Below are 25,072 nucleotides of genomic sequence, written 5' to 3'. Positions count from 1 at the left end.
GCGACGGCCCCGCATGCGGATGCGGGACGACGATTTCGCTGCATAATTCCCGCGACGGCGCCGCAGCTCAAATTGGTTGGGCCAATCGGCGCGGCGGGCATTCCGGAGGGAGACGCGACGATGGCAGCGATGACGGCACGGGGCCGGACCGAAGTGGTGATGCGCAAGATCGAGACGGCGCTGCTCGACGGCACCTGGCCGGCCGGTGCGCGCCTGCCGGCCGAGCGTGTGCTCGCGCAGCAGTACGGCGTCGCGCGCAATACGGTGCGCGAGGCGACCCAGCGGCTCGTCGCGCGCGGGCTGCTGCAGAGCCGGCGCGGCGCGGGCGTCTACGTGACGGACCAGTTGCGCGCGGGCATCGCGTCGCCGTGGGGCCAGCTGGTTGCCGATCACCCGGCGCTGCGCGACGACATCCTCGAATTCCGCCGCGTGCTCGAAGGTGCGACCGCGTATTTCGCCGCGCTGCGTGCCGACGCGAACGACCGGCGCCGGATCCGCACGCTGCTGCGCGAACTCGAAACCGCGCATGCGAACGACGACGCGACCGTCGAAGCCGCGACCGACGCGAAGCTGCACGAGGCGATCGCGCTCGCATCGCACAACACGATGTTTCTGCACTTGCATGCGAGCGTGATCGGGATGCTGCGCGAGCACATCACGATCAACGCCGCGGGCATGACGACGCACGACGAGCAGGCGTCCGAGCTGCTGTTGCGACAGCACCGCGTCGTGTGCGAAGCGATTTGCGCGCACCGGCCCGAAGAGGCGCGCACCGCGATGCAGACGCATATCGACTACGTGCGCAGCCATTTCGAGCGCAGCGGCGACGGGCAATGAGATTGGTCGGACCGCTTCGGTGCGCGGGCCGCCCGGCGGGCGGATCCGGGGTGGTCGGACCTCGACGCCGGGCACGCGGTCGTTTTCCGGCCGCCCACGCCGCCCGCTGCCGCAGCGGGGCGCTGCCTGCGCCGCCCGCGCGATTGACCGGTTCATCGGGCGCCCACTAGAATCGGCCGGAACCGCCCGCCAGCCGCGCGCCGCGGCGAATGCGGACCGTTGTTCCGCCAGTCGAGGAAGTTTCCGTGCCCAGGTCTTTCATCCGGCGCGCGCCGGCCGCGCTGTCGTGGCGTACCGCATGCGGCACGGCCCGTGCGCTGGCCGTCTGCGTGCTGCTATCGCTCGTCGCCGCGTGCGCGACGCATCCGCCCGCTACCACGCTCGATCGCCCGGTCTCCCATGCGTTGGCGCCCGATACCGCGACGCCGCTGCGCGACGCGCTGGCCGCGCCCGAGGCCGCGCATCCGGGCCAGTCGGGCTTCCGGCTGCTGGCCGACGGCGCCGAGGCGCTGCAGATGCGCATCGCGCTCGCGCGCGCCGCGACGAAGACGCTCGACATGCAGTACTACATCGCGACCGAGGACACGACCGGCAAGCTGCTGCTCGCCGCGGCGCTGTACGCGGCCGATCGCGGCGTGCGCGTGCGGATGCTGGTCGACGACCTGAACTTCCGCGACATCGATCGCATCATGGCCGCGCTGAACACGCACCCGAACATCGAGATCCGCGTGTTCAACCCGTTCGGCGCGTCGCGGCAGCGCATGGTCGAGCGCACGACCAATTTCTTCACGAGTATCGACAGCTTCACGCGCCGGATGCACAACAAGGCGATGATCGCGGACAACCAGATCGCGATCGTCGGCGGCCGCAATCTCGGCGACGAATACTTCAGCGCGAGCCCGACGCTGCAGTTCCGCGATCTCGACGTGCTCGCCGCCGGCCCCGTGACGAACGACATCTCGGTGAGCTTCGACACTTACTGGGCAAGCGCGAGCAGCTATCCGCTGCGAGTGCTGAATCACCAGTCGTTCGATCCGAAGGATCTCGACGCGATGCGCGACGAGCTGCGCAACCACTGGCGCCAGAACGCCGATCCGTTCAACGCGAAGCCGCTGAACGCGACGCCGCTCGCGCAGCAGATCGTGCGCGACGAGCTCTCGCTCGTGTGGGCGCCGGCCGAGTTCAAGGTCGACGTGCCCGACAAGGTCGCGCAGCCGACCGACGCTTACGTGAGCCCGCCGATGCAGCGCCTCGTCGAGCTGACGCGCGGCGCGCAGCAGGAATTCCTCGCGTTCTCGCCGTATTTCGTGCCGCACGACGCGGGCGTGAAGATCCTCGGCGACACGACCGCGCGCGGCGTGCGCGTCGCGATCCTGACGAATTCGCTCGCCGCGACCGACGCGGTAGCCGTGCAGGCCGGTTACGGGCCATACCGCGTGCCGTTGCTGCAGCACGGTGTCGAGCTGTACGAGTTCAAGGCGCAGCCCGGCCGGCAGCGCCCACGCGTGTTCGGGTCGCGCTCGCGCGCGAGCCTGCACGCGAAGGCGTACGTGATCGACCGGAAGATTCTGGTGATCGGCTCGATGAACCTCGATCCGCGTTCCGCGCACCTGAATACCGAACTCGCGCTCGTGATCCACAGCCCGGCGCTTGCCCAGCAGGTCGCGACGATCTTCGCGCGCGTGACGCAGCCCGACGAAAGCTATCGCGTGAGCCTCGCGACGCCGGCAGGCGGCGGCGCGCCCGAACTCGAGTGGACGGGCACGGACAACGGCCGGCCGACCACGTATCACGTCGATCCGCACGCGGGGCTGCTGCGCAACCTGATGACCGGCATCTTCATGCTGCTGCCGGTCGACGACCAGCTTTAGCAGGCTGTTGAAATTGAATACGGTGTAAACGGGCCCTGAGGGCGGTGCGTTAGAGATATCGTGTTCATGAACTTGGGCAGACGAGAGCGATGCGCGGAATGGACGAGATGCAAGAACCGCTGTTCACGACGGTGAAGCTGGAAGACTTCGTGCCGGCCGATCACCCGTTGCGGCCGCTTCGGCTGCTGGTCAATCAAGCGCTGAAGCGACTCAATGGGCTGTTCAGCACGATCTACGCGGACAGCGGCCGAGCATCGATTGCGCCCGAGAAACTGCTGCGTGCGCTGCTGTTGCAAGTGTTTTACTCGGTGCGCAGCGAGCGCATGCTGATGGAACAGATGCGCTACAACCTGCTGTTCCGCTGGTTCGTCGGCCTCGCGATCGAAGATGCCGTCTGGGATCACTCGGTGTTCTCGAAGAACCGCGATCGTCTGCTCGAGCATGAAGTGGTCGAAGCGTTCTTTACCGAAGTCATGAGCCTGGCCGACAAGCAAGGGCTGCTGTCCAGAGAACACTTTTCGGTCGATGGCACGCTGATTCAGGCGTGGGCCAGCCACAAGAGCTTCCGGCCCAAGGATGGCTCGGACGATCCGCCGGCCGGCGGTGGCCGCAATGTCGACACCGACTGGAAGGGCAAGCAGCGCAGCAACGACACGCATGAATCGAGTACCGATTCGGACGCGCGGCTGTTTAGGAAGAGCAAAGGCACGCCGTCCATCCTGTGTTACCAGGGGCACATCCTGATGGAGAACCGATCGGGCTTGGTGGTCGGCGCAGTGGTCAGCCACGCTGACGGTTTCGGCGAACGAGCGAGTGCGTTGCGCCTGCTCGATTGCGTACCGGGTCGTCACGCCAAGACGCTCGGGGCCGATAAGGGTTACGACATGCGTGACTTTGTCCGGGATTGCCGAGCGCGCAAAGTGACGCCACACGTTGCGCGCAACGACGCGCATCAAGGTGGCAGCGCGATTGACGGCCGCACCTCGCGGCACGTCGGTTATGGCATCAGCCAAGTGATTCGCAAACGCATCGAGGAGCACTTCGGTTGGGGCAAGACCGTCGGCAGGATTCGACAGACCGCGTATCGCGGCATCAAACGAGTCGACCAGCACTTCAAGCTGACGATGCTGGCGAGTAACCTGACTCGAATGGCCCGAATACTGGCAGCGGTGCCGCAGGGAGCGATGCGATGAGCCGCCCGAGCGCGGCCATTGCGTGGCAACGCACCAGCTGGCCCGCTCGCCAGCGGGGCATCCGGCACGATACGTCTGCAACTCAGCGGCCAATCGCATACGAAACCTTTCTAAATAGCACCCCGGTCGTCAAAACGAGGCGCTTTTCAACAGCCTGCTAAAGGACGGAAGCGCTCCGGCTAAACCCGCGTTAGCGGTGCACTGGGAAAGGTGATATGGTTGTGCGCGCAACTATCGTGGCAGCGTGACGATGCCGCCGGACGGCCCGCGCCACGCGCACCGCTCACACCTGCAACCGGAGTTCCCCATGCAACGTGTACCGAACCAGCCGTTCACGCGTCCCGCCCGCTTCTCCGAAGCCGAATGGCAGGCGCGCGTGCAGCTCGCGGCGGCCTATCGCATCTTCGATCATCTCGGCTGGACCGAGCTGATCTACAACCATATCTCGCTGCGCGTGCCGGGTGAGGACGGGCATTTCCTGATCAACCCGTTCGGGCTCCATTACCGCGAGGTGTGCGCGTCGAACCTCGTGAAGATCGACATCGACGGCAACGTGATCGGCCATTCCGACTGGCCGATCAATCCGGCCGGCTTCACGTTCCACAGCGCGATCCATGCGGCGCTGCCCGATGCGCACTGCGTGATGCACGTGCACACGACGCCCACGATGGCCGTGTGCTGTTCGCGCGACGGGCTGTCGTTCTCGAATTTCTATTCCGCGCAGTTGTACGGGAAGATCGCGTATCACGACTTCGAGGGCATCACCGTGCATCTGGAGGAGGGGCGGCGCATCGTCGAGAGTGCCGGCGGGCGGCCCGTGCTGCTGCTGCGCAACCACGGGCCGGTGACGATCGGCGCGACGCTCGCGCAGACGTTCTCGCTGATGTGGCTGCTCAACCGCGCATGCGAGGTACAGGTCGCCACGCACGCGATCGGCGGCGCGCTGCCGATCGCGCCGCCCGTGCTCGAAGGGTGCGTGCGCGATTCGCTGAATTTCGACCCGAAGCATGGCGCGGGGCAGGACGCGTTCGACGCGTTGCAGCGCATCGTCGATCGCATCGATCCCGGTTATCGGGCGTGACGCGACGTGCTGTTGCGCCGCGAGCGGCAGCGCAATCGCTTCGTCATGCTTGAGACGCTTGTGACGACGCGAACCGGATCCGGCCGCGCACGCAAAAAAAACGCGGCCGGGTGGCCGCGTGAATACTCGCAGACTCCTTCGGACGAAGGAAACAAGCAACTGTGAGACGAAGTGTAGCGAAAGGCCGCGCGCGGATTCAGCCGTCAGGCTGCAAAGGTCCGTTCCAGCCTGAAGCAGACTGACGCGATGTGCGTCGCGCGAGATGGCCGGCCATGCGCGGCGCACCGGCGGGCGGTGTGACGATTCGCTGCATGGCCGTTCGGCCGGCTGCCGGATCGGCGGCGATCGACTACCATCACGTGTAGCGTCCCCGTTTGGGCGGCGTACCACGTCGTACAAGGAGAGTCCATGCCTAAGCTGCATTTGCTCCAGGTCGCGTTACTCGCGGGTGCGCTGGCCGCCGGCAGCGCCGCCGCCGCCGCCGAAACGGTGCGCCTGTCCGCCAATCTGCAGCCGTCGAGCGAAGTGCCGCCGACGGCAACCAAGGGCTCGGGCGCTGTCGACGCCACTTACGACACCGCCACGCACATGCTGCAGTGGACGGTCACTTACGAACACCTCACGGGGCCGGCCACCGCCGCGCATTTCCACGGGCCCGCGCCGGTCGGCCAGAACGCGGGCGTGCAGGTGCCGATTCCGAAGGACGAGCTGGCGAGCCCGATCAAGGGCTCGAAGGAACTCACCGACGCGCAGGTCACCGACCTGATGGGCGGCAAGTGGTACTTCAACGTCCACACGAAGGATCACCCGTCCGGCGAGATCCGTGGCCAGGTGATGCCGGCGAGCTGAGTGCCGGCGTTTGATATAGAGGCACCTGTCGAGCGGCGCGGGAACGATCGCACGTACCATCGTCACACTGCGAATACGGAGTGCGTCCGATGAGTTGGCAAAGCAAGTTCGCCTGCTGGCTGCTGCGCTGGCAGTTCCGTCCCGAGACCACGCGTGAGGTGGTCGATCCGGCCCGCGCACGGCGCTTTACCGACCTGCGGATGGTCGTGCCGCGCCGCGCGCCGTCGGGCTACCGGCTGCGCCAGTGCTATGGCGCGGGCGACGCGCCGCTGCGCGGCGAATGGCTCGAGCGCACCGACGCGGGCGCGGGTCGCGGGCCCGGCCGCACGCTGCTGTATTTCCACGGCGGCGGCTATTACTTCTGTTCGACGAGAACCCACCGGCCGCTTGTGTTCGGCCTGACGAAGCGCGCGGGCGTGCGCTCGTTCTCGCTCGACTACCGGCTCGCACCGGAAAACCGCTTCCCGGCCGCGCTCGACGATGCGCTGGCCGCATACCGGCAATTGCTGGCGCTCGGCACGCCGCCCGAGTCGATCGTGCTCGGCGGCGATTCGGCGGGCGGCGGCCTCGCGCTCGCGACGCTCGTCGCGCTGCGCGACCGCGGCGAGCCGTTGCCGGCCGGCGCGATCCTGTTCTCGCCGTGGACCGATCTCGCGGCCACCGGCGACACGCTGCGCACGAACGACGGCGCCGATCCGATGTTCGCCGGCGCGGCGCTGCCGAAGGCCGCGAAGCTGTACCTCGGCGACGCGCCGGCGACGCATCCGTACGCATCGCCGCTCTATGCGGATTTCGCTGGCCTGCCGCCGCTGTACATCCAGGTCGGCAGCACCGAGGTGCTGCTCGACGATTCGCGCCGTGTCGCCGAGAAGGCGGAGGCGGCCGGCGTGCCGGTGGAGATCGAGGTGTGGCCGGACATGCCGCACGTGTGGCAGCTTTACGCGCCGATGGTGCCGGAGGCGCGCGATGCGCTCGACCGCGCGGCCGCGTTCCTGCGCCGCGTCGCCGTCGAACGCGCGGTTCAGCGCGCCGGCGAGGCGTCGATAGCCTGATAGGCGGTCTTGACGGCCACCGGGCCGTACTTGCGCTCGAGCCGGCGCACGGTGAAGTGGCCGTGCGCCATCTGCTGGAAGTGGTCGATGAACAGCGTGTTGACGGTCGCGCCGAGCACGGCGCCGATCGCCGGGATCGACTTCGCGGCCATCTGCTCGGTCACCTGCACCGAGAAGCGCGATGCCACCGTCTGCACCAGCTTGAACACGGCCGCCGAGCTGTGCGCGGCGATGCCTTTCGTCGTGATGTCCGACGACGCCTTCGAGATCGCCTGCGCGAGCGCGCCGCGCAGCACGAAATAGCCGAGATCGGCGTCCTCTTCCTGCTTGTCCGGGTTGCCGCCCATGCCGAGCACGGCCAGGCATTGCAGCTGCGACTCCACCGACGCGAGGTCCTCGCCCTCGCTGCGCGCGATGTCGCACACCGAGCGGAAGATCAGCGTGGTCGTCACCGGCAGCTCGACCGGCAGCGCGAGAAAACCGAACGCACCGCCCGCCGCGCCGGTCGTCGCGACCGCGAGCTTGTGCAGCAGGTTGCTGGGTTTCTCGGGCTCGGCGTCCGGCGTCTGCGGCTTGCCGAGCGTGCGCAGCGCGATGTTCAGGCACTTGCGCAGCGCGAGCTGCGTCGCATCGTTGATCTTGCCGGTCGCGAAATCCGGCAGCCGGGCGATCATCTTCTCGATCGGAGCGCCGAGCACGCCCGTCAGCTTCATCGTCAGTGACGGGCTTTCCAGCACCTGCTTCGCGCGCCGCAGCGCGTCCCGATCCTCCTGCGACAGCGTCGTCGCGGGGGTGATTGAAATCGGTTCCATCATTCTCCTTGGCGGCCGAGGGCGGTTTGACGATAGCCGGCCTAGATTACTCCGGCATGCTAGAATTTTGAGATTGGTTGACTCGTCAAAAGTTGCATCAACAAAAAATGGCCGTCCATACTGCCGCCCACCATTCGAGCGGGCAAGTCTTGCCGTTCCGCGAGTCGCTGCTGGCGATGATCGGGATCTCGTTCGTCACCATGCTCGTCGCGCTCGACCAGACCGTCGTCGGTACCGCGCTGCCGACCATCGTCGCCGAGTTGAGGGGCTTCGACCTGTACGCGTGGGTCGCGACCTCGTACCTGCTCAGTTCCGTGATCACGGTGCCGATCTTCGGCCGCCTCGGCGACTATTACGGCCGCAAGCCGTTCGTGATCGTGTCGATCGTCGTGTTTACCGGCGCGTCCGTGCTGTGCGGGATGGCCAACGACATGCTGACCCTCGTGCTCGCGCGCGGGCTGCAGGGGATCGGCGGCGGGATGCTGGTCGGCACCGCGTTCGCGTGCATTCCCGACCTGTTCCCCGATTCCGTCGTGCGGCTGCGCTGGCAGGTGCTGATGAGCTCCGCGTTCGGCATCGCGAACGCGGTCGGCCCGTCGCTCGGCGGCGTGCTGACCCAGTCGTTCGGCTGGCGCTCGGTGTTCTACGTGAACCTGCCGGTCGGCCTGCTGTCGCTGCTGTTCGTGTGGCGCTACCTGCCGCACCTGCGCCATGTCGAGCACGATCGCAAGATGCGGCTCGACTGGCCGGGCGCGCTGCTGATTGCGCTATCGCTCGGCGCGCTGCAACTGTTCGTCGAATGGCTGCCGAAGTACGGCGTCGCGAGCTGGGCGTCGCTGCTGCTCGTCGTCGCGGTCGGGGCCGGCGTTGCCCTGTGGCACTGGGAGAAGCGCTGTGCGCAGCCGATTCTGCCGTTCGACATGTTCGGCAACCGCGCGCTGTCGGCGCTGTTCGTGCTCGCGATCCTCGGCGGTTTCTCGATGTTCTCGCTGCTGTTCTACGCGCCGCTGCTGTTCCAGGGCGGCTTCGGGATGTCGCCGAAGGAGGCCGGGCTCGTGATCACGCCGCTCGTCGTGTTTATCACGATCGGCAGCATCATGAACGGCCGCGTCGTCACGCGTATCCGCAATCCGAACGCGATGCTGCACGTCGGCTTCGTGCTGTTCGCGATCGCATGCGCGGGCATCGTCGTGTCGACGCACACGACGCCGACCTGGATGCTGATGGCGCTGATGGTCGCGGGCGGCATCGGTCTCGGTTTCGTGCTGCCGAACCTCACCGTGTTCGCGCAGCAGGCGGCCGGCCGCGAGCATCTCGGCATCGCGACGGCGCTGCTGCAATCGCTGCGGATGGTTGGCGGGATGATCGGCACCGCGCTGACGGGCACGCTCGTCAACCAGATGTATTCGGGCGGCGTGCGCAATGCGCTGTCGGCCGACCACGCGATGCAGTGGCATGCGCAGCTCGCCGATCCGCAGATCCTGATCGACCGCGCAGCGCAAAGCGGTCTCGTCGCCGAGCTGACGCGTGCCGGGCATAATGGCGCGCTGCTGCTGGAAGCGGCCCGCGAATCGCTCGTCAGTGCGATTCACCTGGGCGTCGCGATGGCGGCCGTCGTCGCCGTGGTGTCGGTGTGGCAGTGCCGCCGCGTGCCGCCGATCGCGCTGCGGCACAAGATCGAGCCGCACGTCGCGGCCGATTGAACGATTCAACGATTCACCGGAAACGAAATCAGCGCATGGAAGAACAGGACCGCGTCGCGATCTTGCAGCAATTCGGACGCACGTATCGCGCGTTCATGACCGCGTTCGAAGCGCACGTCGGGCAGCCGATGCCGCGCTGGCGCATCATGGTCGCGTTGCACACGATGGGCGGGCATTCGTCGCAGAAGAAGCTCGTCGAAGTGCTGCGCATCGATCCGGGCGCGCTGACGCGCCAGTTGAAGTCGCTCGACGCGCTCGGCTGGATCGAGCGCGAATCCGACGCACGCGACAACCGCGTGACCAACGTGACGCTGACGGACGACGGCCGCGCCGCGTTCGACGCGTGCCTGCCGCGCCGCAAGGTGTTTCTCGAACAGACGATGGCGCAGCTGCCGGACGACGTGCTGAATGCGCTGTCGGGCGCGCTGGCGATGCTGGAATCGCGGATCGCTGACGTCGCTTCGACGCCGGTCGCGCGCTGAAGCGCGGCGCGGGCAGGCGCGTACGCCGCGCCCGCAACCGATCGCGGTCGGCAAGCGGGCGCGACATCCCGCCGCTGGCCGGCGCTTCATCTCAACTCAATTCACCTCGGGTTTACAGCTCGATGCGCGTTCCCAGCAGCGCGAGGAACTGCGCGAGCCATGCCGGATGCGCGGGCCATGCGGGCGCGGTGACGAACGGTGCGTCGGTCACGGCTGCATCGACCGGAATGTCCGCGTATTCGCCGCCCGCGAGCTTCACCTCGGGCGCGCAGGCCGGGTAGGCCGAGATGCGCTTGCCGCGGATCACGTCGGCGGCCGCGAGCAGCTGCGCCGCGTGGCAGATCGCGGCGATCGGCTTGCCGGCTTCGGCGAACTCGCGCACGAGCGAGATCACCTTCGGGTCGAGTCGCAGGTATTCGGGCGCGCGGCCGCCCGCGATCGCGAGCGCGTCGTAGCGCGTTGCGTCGACGTCGTCGAACGCCGCGTTCAGCGTGAACTGGTGGCCGGGCTTCTCGGTGTAGGTCTGGTCGCCTTCGAAATCGTGGATCGCGGTCTTGATCTTGTCGCCCGCGCGCTTGCCCGGGCAGACTGCGTCGACGTGGTGGCCGACGGCCTGCAGCGCCTGGAACGGCACCATCGTTTCGTAGTCTTCGGCGAAATCGCCGGTCAGGAACAGGATCTTCTTCGCGGCCATGGCTTTCTCCAGTGAAGCAGCGTTGAGGGCCCGTTCGCGCCGTGCGCAACGGCCTCGAGGGGCCCCGAGGACGAAAGCGCAGTGTACTCCGGCAGATTGAAGCGCGCGTGACGGCCGCCCCGCGCGAGCGGCGGGGCGGCGCGCGCAATGTGCGTCAGAAGAACGTTTCGACCACTTCCGTCACGCGGAACTGCGGATCGAGCACGAGCACCTGGCGCCACTTGTCGAACGTCAGGCACGGATGCGAGATGTCGAACGCGACCATGTCGCCGACCTTCACGTCGGCGCCCGGCGGGATCTGCAGGTACGCGTGCTGGTCCATCATCCCGGTCACGGCCCAGCCTTCGGTGGCGGCGACGTCGCGCGGCGCGGTGTCGCGGCCCGGGCGGAAGTGGCGCGCCGGCTCGGGCAGGCCCGCGTCGAATGCCGCGTCGCGCTTGCCGAGCGCGACGATCGCGCGATTGGCTTCCGGCACCGACTGCACGTACGCCCACAGTTGCAGCGCGGGCAGCAGCCCTTCGCCCATCGTGCGTGCGATCGGGTTGCGCGCGAACACGTCGGTCTGCGCCTTCTTGTAGATGCCGACGTCGTGAGTCAGGTAGCAGCCCGGGCGCAGCACGACTTCCGCGAAGCCCGCGTCGGACGCCTTCGCGAATTCTTCCGCGACCACGTCGTACCACGCCGAACCGGCGCCGGACAGGATCGCCGGCGTGCGTGCGAAGCGGCCCGCGTCGGCCAGCTCGCGCGTGAGCGCGACCGCGCCTTGCAGGAACGTGCGGATCTCGCCTTCCTCCTTCAGCACGCCTTCGTAGAGTTCGATGCCGGCCAGCTTCAGCGTGTCCGGATAGCGCGCGAGCGCGGCGAGCACGGCCTCACGCTGCGCGGCGTCGCGCACACCCGCGCGGCCGCCCGGCACGCCGAGTTCGAGCAGCACGTTCAGCGATTTTTTCGCATCGCCGAAGAAGCTGCCGAGCTGGTCGACACTTTCGGCGGAATCGACGAGACAGAAGAATTCGAAGTCGGGATCGGACAGCAGCCCGGCGATGATCGTCATGTTATGGCGGCCGACGAGCTGGTTCGCGAGCAGCACGCGCCGCACGCCGCCGTGATACGCGGCCTGCGTCTGGTGCGCGGTCGCGAGCGTGATGCCCCATGCGCCGGCGTCGAGCTGGCGGCGGAACAGTTGCGGCGCCATCGTCGTCTTGCCGTGCGGCGCGAACTTGACGCCATACTGCTGGACGAACGCCTGCATCCAGTTCAGGTTGTGTTCGATGCGGTCCTCGTAAAGCACGGCAGCCGGCAGGCTGACGTCTTCCGCGAGCAGGTTCCACTCGAGCCGGCCCGCGTCGCCGAGCGGCACGCTGGCGCTCGGCACGTTGCCGAGGCCCTTGCCAAAAGGATCGATCGTCGCTTCCTGATAGTTTGTAACTTTCATGTCATCCCGCTCCATCATCACTATGCATTGCACTGAAGTTGACATGCCGATGGTACAGAAAGTAGCATCGGCGCGGTGATGTTATTTAGTAACATCGAGCTTCGCACCCTTTTCCGCAGATGAATACGCCCGTCACCCCGTCCGCTCCGCTCGCGGCCGAGCCCCATCCGGCTTCGGCCGCCCCGCCGGTCCTCGACATCGTCGCGCGGATCGCCGAATGCGCGCCCGAGTTGCGCGATGCCGAGCGCAAGGTCGCCACGTTCATCCTCGCCGATCTCGCGCGCGCCGCGCATGCGAGCATCGGCGCGCTTGCGCGCGACGCGGAGGTCAGCGTCGCGACGGTCACGCGTTTCGCGAAGGCCGTCGGCTGCCGCGACGTGCGCGAGCTGAAGGTGCTCGTCGCGCAGGCGGCGGCCGTCGGCCAGCGCTTTCTGGTGCCGTCCGACGGTGCGCCGGCCGCCGACGCGAGCCCCGCGTCGGTCGTCTACGACGAGATCCGCGTGGCGCTCGCGCACAACCACCAGCTGCTGCGCAACACGTCGTTCGACGCGGCGGCCGACCTGCTTGCCGGCGCGAAGATGATCTACGTGTACGGGCAGGGTGGCGGCTCGACCGCGCTCGCCGACGAGCTGCGCTTCCGGCTCGTGCGCTTCGGCCGGCCGGTCGCGAGCTATCAGGACAGCCTGCTGCAGCGGATGGTGTCCGCGACGCTGTCGCGCGACGCGGTCGTCGTCGCGTTGTCGGTGAGCGGGCGCGTGCCCGAGCTGCTCGAAAGCTGCCGGCTCGCGAAGCGCTACGGCGCGAAGCTGATCGCGATCACTGCGCCGGCGTCGCCGCTCGCGAAGCTCGCCGACCACCTGATCCCGGTCGTCGCGTTCGAAACCGATTTCATTTACAAGCCGTCGACGTCGCGCTACGCGATGATGATGGCGATCGACGTGCTCGTCACCGGAGTCGCGCTGCGGCTCGGCGATGCGGGCCGAGAATCGCTGCGCCGCATCAAGCATGCGCTCGATGCGCATCGCGGCGGCGGAGACCGTCAACCGGTAGGAGACTGACCATGCACTCGCATCCCGAAGCCGCCGATACGCTGATCGTCGGCGCGCAGTTGTACGACGGCACCGGCGCACCGCCCGTCACGCGCGACGTCGCGATCCGCAACGGCGTGATCGCGGCGATCGGCAACCTGTCGAACTGGCTCGCCGAGACCGTCGTCGATGCGAACGGCCGCGCGCTCGCGCCGGGCTTCGTCGACGTGCACACGCACGACGACACGCACGTGATCCGCGCGCCGCAGATGCTGCCGAAGATCTCGCAGGGCGTGACGACCGTGATCGTCGGCAACTGCGGGATCAGCGCGTCGCCGGTGACGCTCGCGGGCGATCCGCCCGACCCGATGAACCTGCTCGGCGAGCGCGGCGCGTTCCAGTACCCGACCTTCGCCGCCTACGTTGCAGCCGTGAACGAGGCGCGTCCGGCCGTGAACGTTGCGGCGCTCGTCGGTCACACGGCGCTGCGCAACAACCAGATGGACCGCCTCGACCGCGCGGCGACCGACGGCGAGATCGCCGCGATGCGCGTGCAGCTCGAAGAAGCGCTCGCGAACGGCGCGCTCGGCTTGTCGTCGGGCCTCGCGTACGGCTCCGCGTTCGCGGCGCCGGCCGAGGAAGTGATGGCGCTCGCCGAGCCGCTCGCGAACGCGGGCGCGCTGTATACGACGCACATGCGCACCGAGTTCGACGCGATCCTCGACGCGATGGACGAGGCGTATCGCGTCGGCCGCCATGCGCAGGTGCCGGTCGTGATCTCGCACCTGAAGTGCGCGGGGCCGTCGAACTGGGGGCGCAGCACCGAGGTGCTCGCGTCGCTCGAAGGCGCGCGCCGCTACCAGCCGGTCGGCTGCGACTGTTATCCGTACAGCCGCAGCTCGTCGACGCTCGACCTGAAGCAGGTGACGGGCGACATCGACATCACGATCACGTGGTCGGAGCCGCACCCGGAAGTCGCGGGCAAGCTGCTGAAGGCGATCGCGGCCGACTGGGGCGTGACCGAGCAGGAAGCCGCGCAGCGCATCCGCCCGGCCGGCGCGGTGTACCACAACATGTCCGAGGACGACGTGCGGCGGATCCTGTCGCACCCCGCGACGATGGTGGGTTCCGACGGCCTGCCGAACGATCCGCTGCCGCACCCGCGGCTGTGGGGCGCGTTCCCGCGCGTGCTCGGCCATTACGTGCGCGACACGAACCTGCTGCCGCTCGAGGAGGCGATCCGCAAGATGACGTCGCTGTCCGCGCGCCGCTACGGGATCGCGCGGCGCGGCGAGGTGCATGTCGGCTACCACGCGGATCTCGTGCTGTTCGATCCGGCGCGCGTGATCGACGCCGCGACGTTCGAGAAGCCGCAGCAGCCCGCGCACGGGATCGATGCCGTGTGGGTGAACGGCGTGCTGACCTACGAGAACGGCCAGCCGACCGGCGAGCGCGCCGGCGGTTTCGTCGCGCGCGGCGAGCGCGTGCCGGCGAGTGCCGAGGTTGCGTTCTGAGTCCGGACGCGGCTGTTGTTCCGATCTTCCCGCGTGTGCCGCTGTCGGCGCGCGCATCCGCAACCGTGCGTTGCATGGGATCCGGTGCGGTGCTGACGCGCGTGCCCGGGTCGACGAAACAAGGAGTGAAACGATGAAGCGATATGGCGTAGGCGAAGCGAAGGGGACCGGCGGCCAGGTGATGCCGTTCGCACGCGCGGTCGAGGCCGACGGCTGGCTGTACGTGTCGGGCCAGACGCCGATGGTGAGCGGCGAGGTCGTCGAAGGCGGGATCGTCACGCAGTCGAAGCAGACGATCGAGAACGTGATCGCGATCCTGAAGGAAGCCGGTTACGGCCTCGAACACGTCGTGCGCTGCGGCGTGTGGCTCGACGACGCACGCGATTTCGCGTCGTTCAACAAGGTGTTCATCTCGTATTTCGGCGAGCATCCGCCGGCACGCGCGTGCGTGCAGTCGAGCATGGTCATCGACTGCAAGGTCGAGGTCGACTGCATCGCGTACAAGGCGCCGGCGAAGTAACGCGGCTGCGCTTATCCGCGCACAGCACAACAGCCCGGTCGGTTAAAGCCGACCGGGCTGTTGTGTTTGAGGTCGCCACAACGACGCGACGCCGCTACGGCCCGCGGCGACCGCCTGCCGCCGTCACTGCCGCGCCGTCCGCGCGTTGTCCGGCATCGGCTGGTTGTAGTTCGTGCGGAACGGGTTGATGTCGAGCCCGCCGCGGCGCGTGTAACGCGCATACACCGCGAGCTTCACCGGTTTGCACGCATGCAGGATGTCGAGGAAGATCCGCTCGACGCACTGCTCGTGAAAGCCCGTGTGGTTGCGGAACGAGATGATGTAGCGCAGCAGGCCGGCATGATCGATCTGCGGCCCGACGTAGTGGATCTGCACGCTGCCCCAGTCGGGCTGGCCCGTGACCGGGCAGTTCGAGCGCAGCAGGTCGGACACGAGCGTCTCCTCGACCGGCGCTTCGTCCTCGGCGTCGGCGGCCGACAGCAGCGACGGATCGGGTTCGTACACGTCGGTGTCGAGGTCGAGCCGGTCGAGCGACAGCCCGTCGAGTTCTTCCATCTCAAGCTTGCCAAAATCGTGCGCCGACACGAGTTGCACGGCAACGCTCGCGCCGCACGCGGCCGACACGTCGCGCTTCAGCGTGTCGCGCACCGCGTCGATCGAGTCGAACTTCGACTGCGCGAACGAGCCGAGATACAGCTTGAACGACTTCGATTCGACGATGTTCGGCGATTCGGCCGGCACGTAGAAGGTCGCGACCGCGACCTGCGGCTTGCCGCGCGCATTGAGCCACGACAGTTCGTACGCGTTCCAGATGTCGGTGCCGAAGAACGGCAGCGCCGACGCGATGCCGAGCTGCTCGCGCGCGCCGGCGCGCGGGATCGGGAACAGCAGCGACGCGTCGTACCGGGCTGCGTAGACGGTGGCCTTGCCGAGCGGGGAATGTTCGGGATTCATTGCGTGACGCCTTTACGACAGGAAGAGGCGATAAGCCGGGTTGGCGCTCTCTTCGACATACGGATAACCGAGTGCCGCGAGGAAGCCCTCGAACTCGGCGCGATCGGCCTGCGGCACCTGCAGCCCGACGAGGATCGAGCTGTAGTCCGCGCCCTGGTTGCGGTAGTGGAACAGGCTGATGTTCCAGTCCGGCGCCATCGACGACAGGAACTTCATCAGCGCGCCCGGCCGCTCCGGGAATTCGAAGCGGAACAGGCGCTCGTCGAGCGCGAGCGGCGAGCGGCCGCCGACCATGTAGCGGATATGTTCCTTCGACAGCTCGTCGTGCGTCAGGTCGACGCTCTTGAAGCCGTGCGACTCGAAGTTCGCGGCGATCTCCGCCGATTCGCCGCGGCGGCGGATCTGCACGCCGACGAAGATGTGCGCGGATTGCGCATCGGCGATCCGGTAGTTGAACTCGGTGACGTTGCGGTCGCCGACGAGCGAGCAGAAGCGCTTGAAGCTGCCGCGCTCCTCGGGGATCGTGACCGCGAACACGGCTTCGCGCGCCTCGCCGACTTCCGCGCGCTCGGCGACGAAGCGCATCCGGTCGAAGTTCATGTTCGCGCCGGACGTGACCGCGACGAGCGTCTGGTTCTCGATGCCTTCGCGTTCCGCGTACAGCTTTGCGCCCGCGACCGCGAGCGCGCCGGACGGCTCGAGCACGCTGCGGGTATCCTGGAACACGTCCTTGATCGCCGCGCACAGTGCGTCGGTGTCGACGGTCACGACGCCGTCCAGGTATTTGCGGCACAGCCGGAAGGTTTCCTCGCCGACGAGCTTCACCGCGGTGCCGTCCGCGAACAGGCCGACCTCGGTCAGCTCGACGCGTTCACCGGCCTTCAGCGACTGCGCCATCGCGCACGAATCCTCGGCCTGCACGCCGATCACCTTGATCTCCGGGCGCACGGCCTTCACGTACGCGGCGACACCGGACGCGAGACCGCCGCCGCCGATCGGCACGAAGATCGCGTGAATCGGGCCCTGGTGCTGGCGCAGGATCTCCATCGCGATGGTGCCCTGGCCGGCGATCACGTAAGGATCGTCGAACGGGTGGACGAACGTGAGGCCACGCTCTTCCTGCACCTTGACCGCATGCGCGTACGCATCGCTGTACGACTCGCCGGCCTGGATCACCTCGACGCTCGGGCCGCCGTGCGTGCGCACCGCATCCACTTTCACCTGCGGCGTCGTGATCGGCACGACGATCACCGCCTTGACGCCCATCCGGGCCGCCGAGAACGCGACGCCCTGCGCGTGGTTGCCGGCCGACGCGGTAATCACGCCGCGCGCGAGCGCGTCCGCCGGAATGTGCGCCATCTTGTTGTACGCGCCGCGCAGCTTGAACGAGAACACCGGCTGGTTGTCCTCGCGCTTCAGGTACACGGGGTTGTGCAGCCGGGCCGACAGGTTGCGGGCGGGTTCGAGTTCCGTCTCGATCGCGACGTCGTAGACGCGCGCGGTGAGGATTTTCTTCAGGTAATCGTGGGGTGCCATGGGCGCTCGCGTGCAGTGCGGAAGCAGACGATAAAAGATCAATGATAGCGCCAAGGGTCCGCCCGCATGCAAGCGGCATGCCGGGCGCGCGGTCGCGGGGCCGCGCGGGCGGCGCATTCGCGACGCCGGGCGTCCCGTTTTTACCGGCTTAACCGCGCGGTTACCGACCGGACGGGCGGCGAATGATCGCACGAAACCGCGCCGAACCAGGCCTGGCGCGGCTTGCGGCGATAGCCCCACGACCTGTCCGGCGTGTCACGCATGGCCCGATCATGGGTTAGAATTCCGTTTTGAATCAAGGATCGGAAGATGCAGAGGCACCCTCGGATCGCCCCGTTGAAGCCGACGCCGCGCGCAGCCAGCCCCGCGGCGGAACGGCATGCGCGCCGCGCGCGATCGTGCTGATGGTTCCGAGTGCCGCCAGGCCCTGTCGCCGGCCAGGAGGGGCGAGTCAACGCCCGCTCCGGCCCCATGAAGGACAGCCGCGCGCCTGGTAACAGAACAGATTTCCCCAAGATTGCGCCCACGCGCTTGCCGACGCCCGTGCACGGGGTATCGGCCCTCCGAGTCGTCCGAACATGAACGCACCACAAGTTTTCGATCCGAATGGCGCGGCCGCCGCCGTCGCCGCCGACCCCGCGCCCCGGTTGCGCGAGATTCCCTACAACTACACGTCCTTCTCCGATCGCGAGATCGTGATCCGCCTGCTCGGGGAAGAGGCGTGGTCGGTGCTCGACGAACTGCGCGCCGAACGCCGTACGGGTCGCTCGGCACGGATGCTGTACGAAGTGCTCGGCGACATCTGGGTCGTGCGCCGCAATCCGTACCTGCAGGACGACCTGCTCGACAACCCGAAGCGCCGCGCGTTGCTGATCGAGGCGCTGAACCACCGCCTGACCGAGATCGGCAAGCGCCGCAGCGCGGATCTCACCGCGCACCGCGACGATGCCGGCCGCGAGCGCGCGTTGCGCGTCGAGATGCTCGAAGCGGCCGCGCAGCGTGCGGTCGACGAGTTCGCCGACGAATTCGAAAAAATGGCCGACCTGCGCCGCCGTGCGACCAAGGCGCTCGGCCGCTGCACGCAGAAGGACAACATCCGCTTCGACGGGCTGTCGCGCGTGTCGCACGTCACCGACGCGACCGACTGGCGCGTCGAATACCCGTTCGTCGTGCTGACGCCCGATAGCGAAGCCGAGATCGCCGCCCTCATCAAGGCCTGCTTCGAGCTCGGCCTGACCGTGATCCCGCGCGGCGGCGGCACCGGCTACACGGGCGGCGCGGTGCCGCTCACGCCGTTCTCCGCGGTGATCAACACCGAGAAGCTCGAACAGCTCGGCGCGGTCGAGTTGACCGAGCTGCCGGGCGTCGCGCACAAGGTGCCGACGATCTTCTCCGGCGCGGGTGTGGTGACGCGCCGCGTGACCGAGGCGGCCGAGGCGGCCGGCTACGTGTTCGCGGTCGATCCGACGTCGCTCGACGCATCGTGCATCGGCGGCAACGTCGCGATGAACGCGGGCGGCAAGAAGGCCGTGCTGTGGGGCACCGCGCTCGACAACCTGGCCTGGTGGCGGATGGTCGACCCGGACGGCAACTGGCTCGAGGTCACGCGCCACGAGCACAACCAGGGCAAGATCCACGACATTCCGGTCGCGCGTTTCGAGCTGAAGTGGTTCGACGGCGCATACGCGCCGGGCGAGAAGCTGCTGCGCACCGAGATGCTCGAGATCGAAGGCCGCCGGTTCCGCAAGGAAGGGCTCGGCAAGGACGTGACCGACAAGTTCCTCGCCGGCCTGCCGGGCGTGCAGAAGGAAGGCTGCGACGGGCTCATCACGTCCGCGCGCTGGGTGCTGCACAAGATGCCCGCGCACACGCGCACCGTCTGCCTCGAATTCTTCGGCCAGGCGCGCGAGGCGATCCCGAGCATCGTCGAGATCAAGGACTACCTGTTCGAAACGTCGAAGCAGGGCGGCGCGATCCTCGCGGGCCTCGAGCACCTCGACGAGCGCTACCTGCGCGCGGTCGGCTACGCGACCAAGAGCAAGCGCAATTCATTCCCGAAGATGGTGCTGATCGGCGACATCGTCGGCGATGATGCGGACGCCGTGGCGCACGCGACGTCCGAAGTGATCCGGATGGCGAACGGCAAGAGCGGCGAGGGCTTCGTCGCGGTCAGCGCGGAGGCGCGCAAGCGCTTCTGGCTCGACCGCAGCCGCACGGCCGCGATCGCGAAGCACACGAACGCGTTCAAGATCAACGAGGACGTCGTCATCCCGCTGAACCGGATGGGCGAGTACACCGACGGCATCGAGCGGATCAACATCGAGCTGTCGCTGAAGAACAAGCTGCAGCTCGTCGACGCGCTCGAAGCGTTCTTCCGCGCCGGCAACCTGCCGCTCGGCAAGACCGACGACGCGAACGAGATCCCGAGCGCCGAGCTGCTCGAAGACCGCGTCCAGCAGGCGCTGGAGCTGCTCAAGCGCGTGCGCGCGCGCTGGGAATTCGTGCGCGACCGGCTCGACCAGCCGCTGCGCGAGGCGCAGCACTACCTCGTGCAACTCGGCTACGAGGCGCTGGCCGAGAAGTTCGCGGATCGCGCGGACGAGCAGCCGGGCGCGACCGTGTTCCACATCACGCAGGATCGCACGGTCCGCATCTCGTGGAAGCAGGAGATCCGCGCGGAGTTGCGCGCGATCTTCAACGGCGGCGCGTTCAAGCAGATCCTCGACGAGGCGCAGGCGATCCACAAGCAGGTGCTGCGCGGCCGCGTGTTCGTCGCGCTGCACATGCACGCGGGCGACGGCAACGTCCACACGAACATCCCGGTCAACTCCGACAACTACGAGATGCTGCAGGACGCGCACGCGTCGGTTGCACGCATCATGAAGCTCGCGCGCTCGCTCGATGGCGTGATCTCCGGCGAGCACGGGATCGGCATCACGAAGCTCGAGTTCCTGACCGACGACGAGATCGCCGAGTTCCGCGCGTACAAGCAGCGCGTCGACCCGAACGGTCGCTTCAACAAGGGCAAGCTGCTCGACGGCGCGGATCTTCGCAACGCGTACACGCCGAGCTTCGGGCTGATGGGCTACGAGTCGCTGATCATGCAGCAGTCCGACATCGGCGCGATCGCCGATTCGGTGAAGGACTGCCTGCGCTGCGGCAAGTGCAAGCCGGTGTGCGCGACGCACGTGCCGCGCGCGAACCTGCTGTACAGCCCGCGCAACAAGATCCTCGCGACATCGCTGCTGGTCGAGGCGTTCCTGTACGAGGAACAGACGCGCCGCGGCGTGTCGATCAAGCACTGGGACGAGTTCAACGACGTGGCCGACCACTGCACGGTGTGCCACAAGTGCGCGACGCCGTGCCCGGTGAAGATCGACTTCGGCGACGTCACGATGAACATGCGCAACCTGTTGCGCAAGATGGGCAAGAAGAAGTTCAATCCCGGCAGCGCGGCGGGCATGTTCTTCCTGAACGCGACCAACCCGCAGACGATCAACGTCGCGCGCGGCGTGATGATGGGCGTCGGCTACAAGGTGCAGCGCTTCGCGAACGACATGCTGAAGAAGGTCGTGACGAAGCAGACGCAGCACCCGCCGGCGACCGTTGGCAAGCCGCCCGTGGTCGAGCAGGTGATCCACTTCGTCAACAAGAAGATGCCGGGCAACCTGCCGAAGAAGACGGCGCGCGCGCTGCTCGACATCGAGGACAACAAGATCGTGCCGATCATCCGCAACCCGAAGTCGACGACCGTCGATTCGGAAGCGGTGTTCTACTTCCCGGGCTGCGGCTCCGAGCGCCTGTTCTCGCAGGTCGGGCTCGCGACGCAGGCGATGCTGTGGGAAGCCGGCGTGCAGACGGTGCTGCCGCCGGGTTACCTGTGCTGCGGTTATCCGCAGCGCGGCGCGGGGCAGTACGACAAGGCCGAGAAGATCGTCACCGACAACCGCGTGCTGTTCCACCGCGTCGCGAACACGCTGAACTACCTCGACATCAAGACGGTGGTCGTGTCGTGCGGCACCTGCTACGACCAGTTGGCCGGCTATGAATTCGACAAGATCTTCCCGGGCTGCCGGATCATCGACATCCACGAGTTCCTGCTCGAGAAGGGGATGAAGCTCGACGGCGTGACGGGCACGCGCTACATGTATCACGACCCGTGCCACACGCCGATCAAGACGATGGACCCGGTCAAGCTCGTCAACGAGCTGATGGGCACGGAGAAGGACGGCTACAGGATCGAGAAGAACGACCGGTGCTGCGGCGAATCGGGCACGCTCGCGGTCACGCGCCCGGACGTGTCGACGCAGGTCCGCTTCCGCAAGGAAGAGGAGATCCGCAAGGGCGCGGCGAAGCTGCGCGGCATCCCGGTCGTGGCCGGCGAGGCGAGCGCACCGGCGCCGGCCGCAGCGGCCGCGAACGGCCCGGACGTGAAGATCCTGACGAGCTGCCCGTCGTGCCTGCAGGGCCTGTCGCGCTACAACGAGGATGCGAACATCGAGGCCGACTACATCGTGGTCGAGATCGCGCGCCAGGTGCTCGGCGAGAACTGGATGGCCGATTATGTCGCACGCGCGAACCATGGCGGGATCGAGCGCGTGCTGGTCTAATGCGGGCATGACGACCGCCCGACCGGGCTTGGGATGAGAGCGGGCGCCGGCGCTGTTGCGCGGGCGCCCGTCCACATGGGAGCGACGATGGAATGCGTGTTTTGCCGTGAAGACGGCGGCGAGCTGCTCTGGCGGGACGACGCGCTGCGCGTCGTGCTGGCGACGGGCGAGCACGACTACCCGGGCTTCTGCCGGGTGATCTGGGGCGCACACGTGGCCGAATTCTCCGATCTAGGCGAGCCCGAGCGGGCCCACCTGATGCGCGTGGTCTATGCGGTCGAACGGGCGGTGCGCCGTGTGATGCAGCCGAACAAGGTGAATCTCGCGAGCCTCGGCAACATGGTGCCGCACGTGCACTGGCACGTGATCCCGCGCTTCTCGAACGACGCCCATTTCCCGCAGCCCGTGTGGGCGCCGCGCCAGCGCGGCGTGTCCGAGGCGCTGCTGCGCACGCGCGCCGCGCAGGCCTCGCTGCTGCACAATGCGGTGCGCGAGGAAATTCAACGAACGACCGATTCGAGGCAGCCATGAGCGGTTTGACTTCCACGACGCCGATTCCGTCCGGCGTCGTCGTGCACGCGGTGTCGCGCGTGCTCGAATTGCAGTACCCGAACGGCGACAGCTACCGGATTCCGTTCGAGTTGATGCGCGTCTATTCGCCGTCGGCCGAGGTGCGCGGCCATGGGCCCGGCCAGGAGACGCTGCAGACGGGCAAGCGCGAGGTGACGATCACCGCGCTCGAAGGCGTCGGCAACTATGCGCTGCAGCCGACGTTCTCCGACGGCCATTCGACCGGCATCTACTCGTGGGACCTGCTGTACGAACTGGCGACGCAGCAGGACGCGCTGTGGCGCGACTATTTCGACAAACTGAAGGCGGCGGGCGCCGATCGCGACGCCCCGATGCAGGCGGCCGCGGCGCCGCACGGCCACTGCCACTGAAATCGACGGCGCCCGCTCGGCGCCGTCTTGCCATTTACTGAGGATCAACGCGATGAGCAAAACCCACTTCGGCTTCGAAAGCGTCGAGGAAAACGAAAAAGCGAAGAAAGTGGCGGGTGTGTTCCATTCGGTCGCGAGCAACTACGATCTGATGAACGACCTGATGTCGGCGGGCATGCACCGCGCGTGGAAGGCGTTCACGATCGCGCAGGCGAACGTGCGCCCCGGCTTCAAGGTGCTCGATATCGCGGCCGGCACCGGCGACCTGACCAAGTCGTTCGCGAAGGCGGCCGGGCCGACCGGCGAGGTCTGGCACACGGACATCAACGAATCGATGCTGCGCGTCGGCCGCGACCGGCTGCTCGACAAGGGCATCGTGACGCCGTCGCTGCTGTGCGACGCCGAGAAAACTCCCTTTCCGGACAACTACTTCGATGTGGTCACGGTCGCGTTCGGGCTGCGCAACATGACGCACAAGGACGCCGCGCTGGCGGAAATGCGCCGTGTGACGAAGCCCGGCGGCCGCGTGATGGTGCTGGAATTCTCGAAAGTCTGGGATCCGCTGAAAAAAGCGTACGATTTGTATTCTTTCAAAGTATTACCGTGGCTTGGCGACAAGTTCGCGAAAGATGCCGAAAGTTACCGGTATCTTGCTGAATCTATCCGGATGCACCCCGACCAGGACACGCTGAAGACGATGATGGAACAAGCGGGCCTCGATGCCGTCAAATATTACAATTTGTCAGGTGGCGTGGTAGCTTTACACATGGGAACCAAGTACTAAGGGGTTCTTTCCATACATTCGCCTTACATCTGGAGAAAGTGATGTCCGAATCGCGTTCGTTGTTCAACCGTAGCAAGCCGTCGAAGCCGTGGGCTCGACGGGTCGGCACGCTGCTGATGGTCGGCCTGCTCACGGCCGGCACGTTCGCATCGCTCGACGCCGAAGCCAAGCGCATGGGCGGCGGGCGCAGCATCGGCCGCCAGAACTCCACCGTCACGCAGCGCCAGGCCACGCCGCCCGCGCAGCAGCCGATGCAGCAGGCCGCGCCGTCGCAGGCGCAGCGTGCGAATCCGGCCGCGCCCGCACCGGCCGCGCAGCCCAACCGCTCGCGCTGGCTCGGGCCGATCGCCGGTCTCGCGGCCGGCCTCGGCATCGCGGCGCTGCTGTCGCACTTCGGCCTCGGCGGCGCGTTCGCGAGCATGATGGCGAACGTCATCGTGATCGCTTTGCTCGCGATGGTCGGCATCTGGCTGGTGCGCAAGTTCATGAACCGCCGTCGCCCGCAGGAGCCGGCGTATTCGGTCGGCGGTTCGGCATCGTCGTCGGGCGGCTACTCGCAAAGCCCGTCGTTCCAGCAGGGCAACACCGGCAGCAACTATGCGGGCAGCGGCAGCAGCTACGCGAACGAAGCGCAAGGCGTGTTCGGCGGCGGTGCCGCGGCTGCCGGCGCGGCAGCGGCTGCGGCCGCACCGCTCCAGGTGCCGGCCGGCTTCGACACCGAAGCGTTCCTGCGCAGCGCAAAGGTCTATTTCGTGCGCCTGCAGGCCGCGTGGGACCAGGGCAACCTGGCCGACATCCGCGAGTTCACGACGCCCGAAATGTTCGCCGAGATCAAGATCGACCTCGATTCGCGCGGCAACGAGTCGAACCAGACCGACGTCGTGCAGCTCGACGCGGAACTGGTCGCGATCGAGGATCGCGGCATCGAGCAGTCGGCGAGCGTGCGCTTCCACGGCCTGATCCGCGAATCGGCGAACGCATCGGCCGCGCCGTTCGACGAAGTGTGGAACCTGTCGAAGTCGGGCAGTCAGGGCTGGCTGCTCGCGGGCATCCAGCAACTCAACACGCACTGAGCGTGACCGGCGGCCCGCGCCGCCGGCCGCCTGGGCGACGGCCGCGGCACTGCGACCGCTTGCCGCCCGGGTGTACGGTCGGGCACGGTCTGCCGACGATCCG

At 67.4% G+C, this 25,072-nt stretch carries 21 protein-coding genes; 16 read left to right on the top strand and 5 right to left on the bottom strand.

From position 1 onward, the window contains the following. Nucleotides 1-120 precede the first annotated feature (120 nt). The 6 genes from R9B84_RS14350 to R9B84_RS14325 all read left to right on the top strand — a co-directional run bounded on the left by R9B84_RS14350 (nt 121) and on the right by R9B84_RS14325 (nt 6,883). Entirely contained in the window at nt 121-837 is a 717-nt protein-coding gene (locus R9B84_RS14350) for a FadR/GntR family transcriptional regulator (RefSeq protein WP_423758435.1), read from the top strand. A gap of 245 nt (nt 838-1,082) precedes the next feature. Continuing rightward, nucleotides 1,083-2,708, top strand: coding sequence for a phospholipase D family protein (locus R9B84_RS14345; RefSeq protein ID WP_423758434.1), 1,626 nt, complete (start codon nt 1,083-1,085; stop codon nt 2,706-2,708). Between the two features lie 98 nt (nt 2,709-2,806). Further along, nucleotides 2,807-3,901: an IS5-like element ISButh5 family transposase gene (locus R9B84_RS14340; protein WP_423758433.1), complete on the top strand. Its 1,095-nt coding sequence runs from the start codon at nt 2,807-2,809 to the stop codon at nt 3,899-3,901. 307 nt (nt 3,902-4,208) lie between these two features. Further along, nucleotides 4,209-4,982 (top strand): class II aldolase/adducin family protein, encoded by a 774-nt coding sequence (locus R9B84_RS14335; protein WP_059557112.1) that lies wholly within the window; start codon nt 4,209-4,211, stop codon nt 4,980-4,982. Nucleotides 4,983-5,390: 408 nt separating this feature from the next. Next, nucleotides 5,391-5,831, top strand: a complete 441-nt coding sequence (locus tag R9B84_RS14330; RefSeq protein WP_423758432.1) for a CHRD domain-containing protein — start codon at nt 5,391-5,393, stop codon at nt 5,829-5,831. 89 nt (nt 5,832-5,920) lie between these two features. Continuing rightward, nucleotides 5,921-6,883 (top strand): alpha/beta hydrolase, encoded by a 963-nt coding sequence (locus tag R9B84_RS14325; protein ID WP_423758431.1) that lies wholly within the window; start codon nt 5,921-5,923, stop codon nt 6,881-6,883. On the opposite strand, the gene R9B84_RS14320 is transcribed toward R9B84_RS14325, so the two are convergent. Then, nucleotides 6,853-7,695 carry an EcsC family protein gene (locus R9B84_RS14320; protein WP_423758430.1) on the bottom strand — a complete coding sequence of 281 codons (843 nt, stop codon included), beginning with the start codon at nt 7,693-7,695 and terminating at the stop codon, nt 6,853-6,855. The two genes, R9B84_RS14325 and R9B84_RS14320, sit on opposite strands and share 31 nt — an antisense overlap. A gap of 107 nt (nt 7,696-7,802) precedes the next feature. On the opposite strand from R9B84_RS14320, the gene R9B84_RS14315 reads away from it, so the two are divergent. Further along, a complete protein-coding gene (locus R9B84_RS14315) occupies nt 7,803-9,398 on the top strand; it encodes an MDR family MFS transporter (RefSeq protein ID WP_423758429.1) in 1,596 nt (531 codons plus the stop codon). A gap of 35 nt (nt 9,399-9,433) precedes the next feature. After that, on the top strand, nt 9,434-9,880 hold the full coding sequence (locus R9B84_RS14310; protein ID WP_423758428.1) for a MarR family winged helix-turn-helix transcriptional regulator: 447 nt from the start codon (nt 9,434-9,436) through the stop codon (nt 9,878-9,880). A 112-nt stretch (nt 9,881-9,992) separates the two neighbouring features. Here R9B84_RS14310 and R9B84_RS14305 read toward each other — a convergent pair whose 3' ends face one another. Together R9B84_RS14305 and R9B84_RS14300 are read right to left on the bottom strand one after the other, a co-directional pair. After that, a complete protein-coding gene (locus R9B84_RS14305) occupies nt 9,993-10,574 on the bottom strand; it encodes a DJ-1/PfpI family protein (RefSeq protein ID WP_423758427.1) in 582 nt (193 codons plus the stop codon). Between the two features lie 154 nt (nt 10,575-10,728). Continuing rightward, on the bottom strand, nt 10,729-12,009 hold the full coding sequence (locus R9B84_RS14300; protein ID WP_423758426.1) for an amino acid deaminase: 1,281 nt from the start codon (nt 12,007-12,009) through the stop codon (nt 10,729-10,731). 119 nt (nt 12,010-12,128) lie between these two features. Between R9B84_RS14300 and R9B84_RS14295 the strand changes: the two genes are divergently transcribed. From R9B84_RS14295 to R9B84_RS14285, 3 genes are all read left to right on the top strand, one after another. Continuing rightward, nucleotides 12,129-13,067, top strand: coding sequence for a MurR/RpiR family transcriptional regulator (locus R9B84_RS14295; protein ID WP_423758425.1), 939 nt, complete (start codon nt 12,129-12,131; stop codon nt 13,065-13,067). Nucleotides 13,068-13,069: 2 nt separating this feature from the next. Next, complete coding sequence (locus R9B84_RS14290; RefSeq protein WP_423758424.1) at nt 13,070-14,551, top strand: N-acyl-D-amino-acid deacylase family protein; 1,482 nt, start codon at nt 13,070-13,072, stop codon at nt 14,549-14,551. A gap of 133 nt (nt 14,552-14,684) precedes the next feature. Next, entirely contained in the window at nt 14,685-15,071 is a 387-nt protein-coding gene (locus tag R9B84_RS14285) for a RidA family protein (RefSeq protein WP_423758423.1), read from the top strand. Between the two features lie 123 nt (nt 15,072-15,194). Here R9B84_RS14285 and queF read toward each other — a convergent pair whose 3' ends face one another. After that, complete coding sequence (queF, locus tag R9B84_RS14280; RefSeq protein WP_423758422.1) at nt 15,195-16,025, bottom strand: NADPH-dependent 7-cyano-7-deazaguanine reductase QueF; 831 nt, start codon at nt 16,023-16,025, stop codon at nt 15,195-15,197. Between the two features lie 12 nt (nt 16,026-16,037). Next, complete coding sequence (gene ilvA / locus R9B84_RS14275; protein WP_423758421.1) at nt 16,038-17,561, bottom strand: threonine ammonia-lyase, biosynthetic; 1,524 nt, start codon at nt 17,559-17,561, stop codon at nt 16,038-16,040. A gap of 578 nt (nt 17,562-18,139) precedes the next feature. On the opposite strand from ilvA, the gene R9B84_RS14270 reads away from it, so the two are divergent. The 5 genes from R9B84_RS14270 (at nt 18,140) to R9B84_RS14250 (ending at nt 24,969) form a co-directional block, all read left to right on the top strand. Beyond that, nucleotides 18,140-22,171 (top strand): DUF3683 domain-containing protein, encoded by a 4,032-nt coding sequence (locus R9B84_RS14270; protein ID WP_423758420.1) that lies wholly within the window; start codon nt 18,140-18,142, stop codon nt 22,169-22,171. Nucleotides 22,172-22,258: 87 nt separating this feature from the next. Continuing rightward, complete coding sequence (locus tag R9B84_RS14265) at nt 22,259-22,702, top strand: HIT family protein (protein ID WP_034179010.1); 444 nt, start codon at nt 22,259-22,261, stop codon at nt 22,700-22,702. Further along, nucleotides 22,699-23,112, top strand: coding sequence for a gamma-butyrobetaine hydroxylase-like domain-containing protein (locus tag R9B84_RS14260; protein WP_034179009.1), 414 nt, complete (start codon nt 22,699-22,701; stop codon nt 23,110-23,112). The genes R9B84_RS14265 and R9B84_RS14260 overlap by 4 nt, the downstream gene beginning before the upstream one ends. A gap of 52 nt (nt 23,113-23,164) precedes the next feature. After that, a complete protein-coding gene (gene ubiE, locus R9B84_RS14255; protein ID WP_072443509.1) occupies nt 23,165-23,896 on the top strand; it encodes a bifunctional demethylmenaquinone methyltransferase/2-methoxy-6-polyprenyl-1,4-benzoquinol methylase UbiE in 732 nt (243 codons plus the stop codon). Between the two features lie 41 nt (nt 23,897-23,937). Beyond that, entirely contained in the window at nt 23,938-24,969 is a 1,032-nt protein-coding gene (locus R9B84_RS14250; RefSeq protein ID WP_423758419.1) for a Tim44 domain-containing protein, read from the top strand. Nucleotides 24,970-25,072: the final 103 nt, after the last annotated feature.

Origin of the sequence: Burkholderia sp. NLJ2, assembly GCF_049487195.1 — a bacterium.
Classification (GTDB): domain Bacteria; phylum Pseudomonadota; class Gammaproteobacteria; order Burkholderiales; family Burkholderiaceae; genus Burkholderia; species Burkholderia pyrrocinia.
The sequence above is the reverse complement of the archived record's forward strand: the minus strand, read 5'-3'. Positions and strand labels throughout refer to the sequence as shown.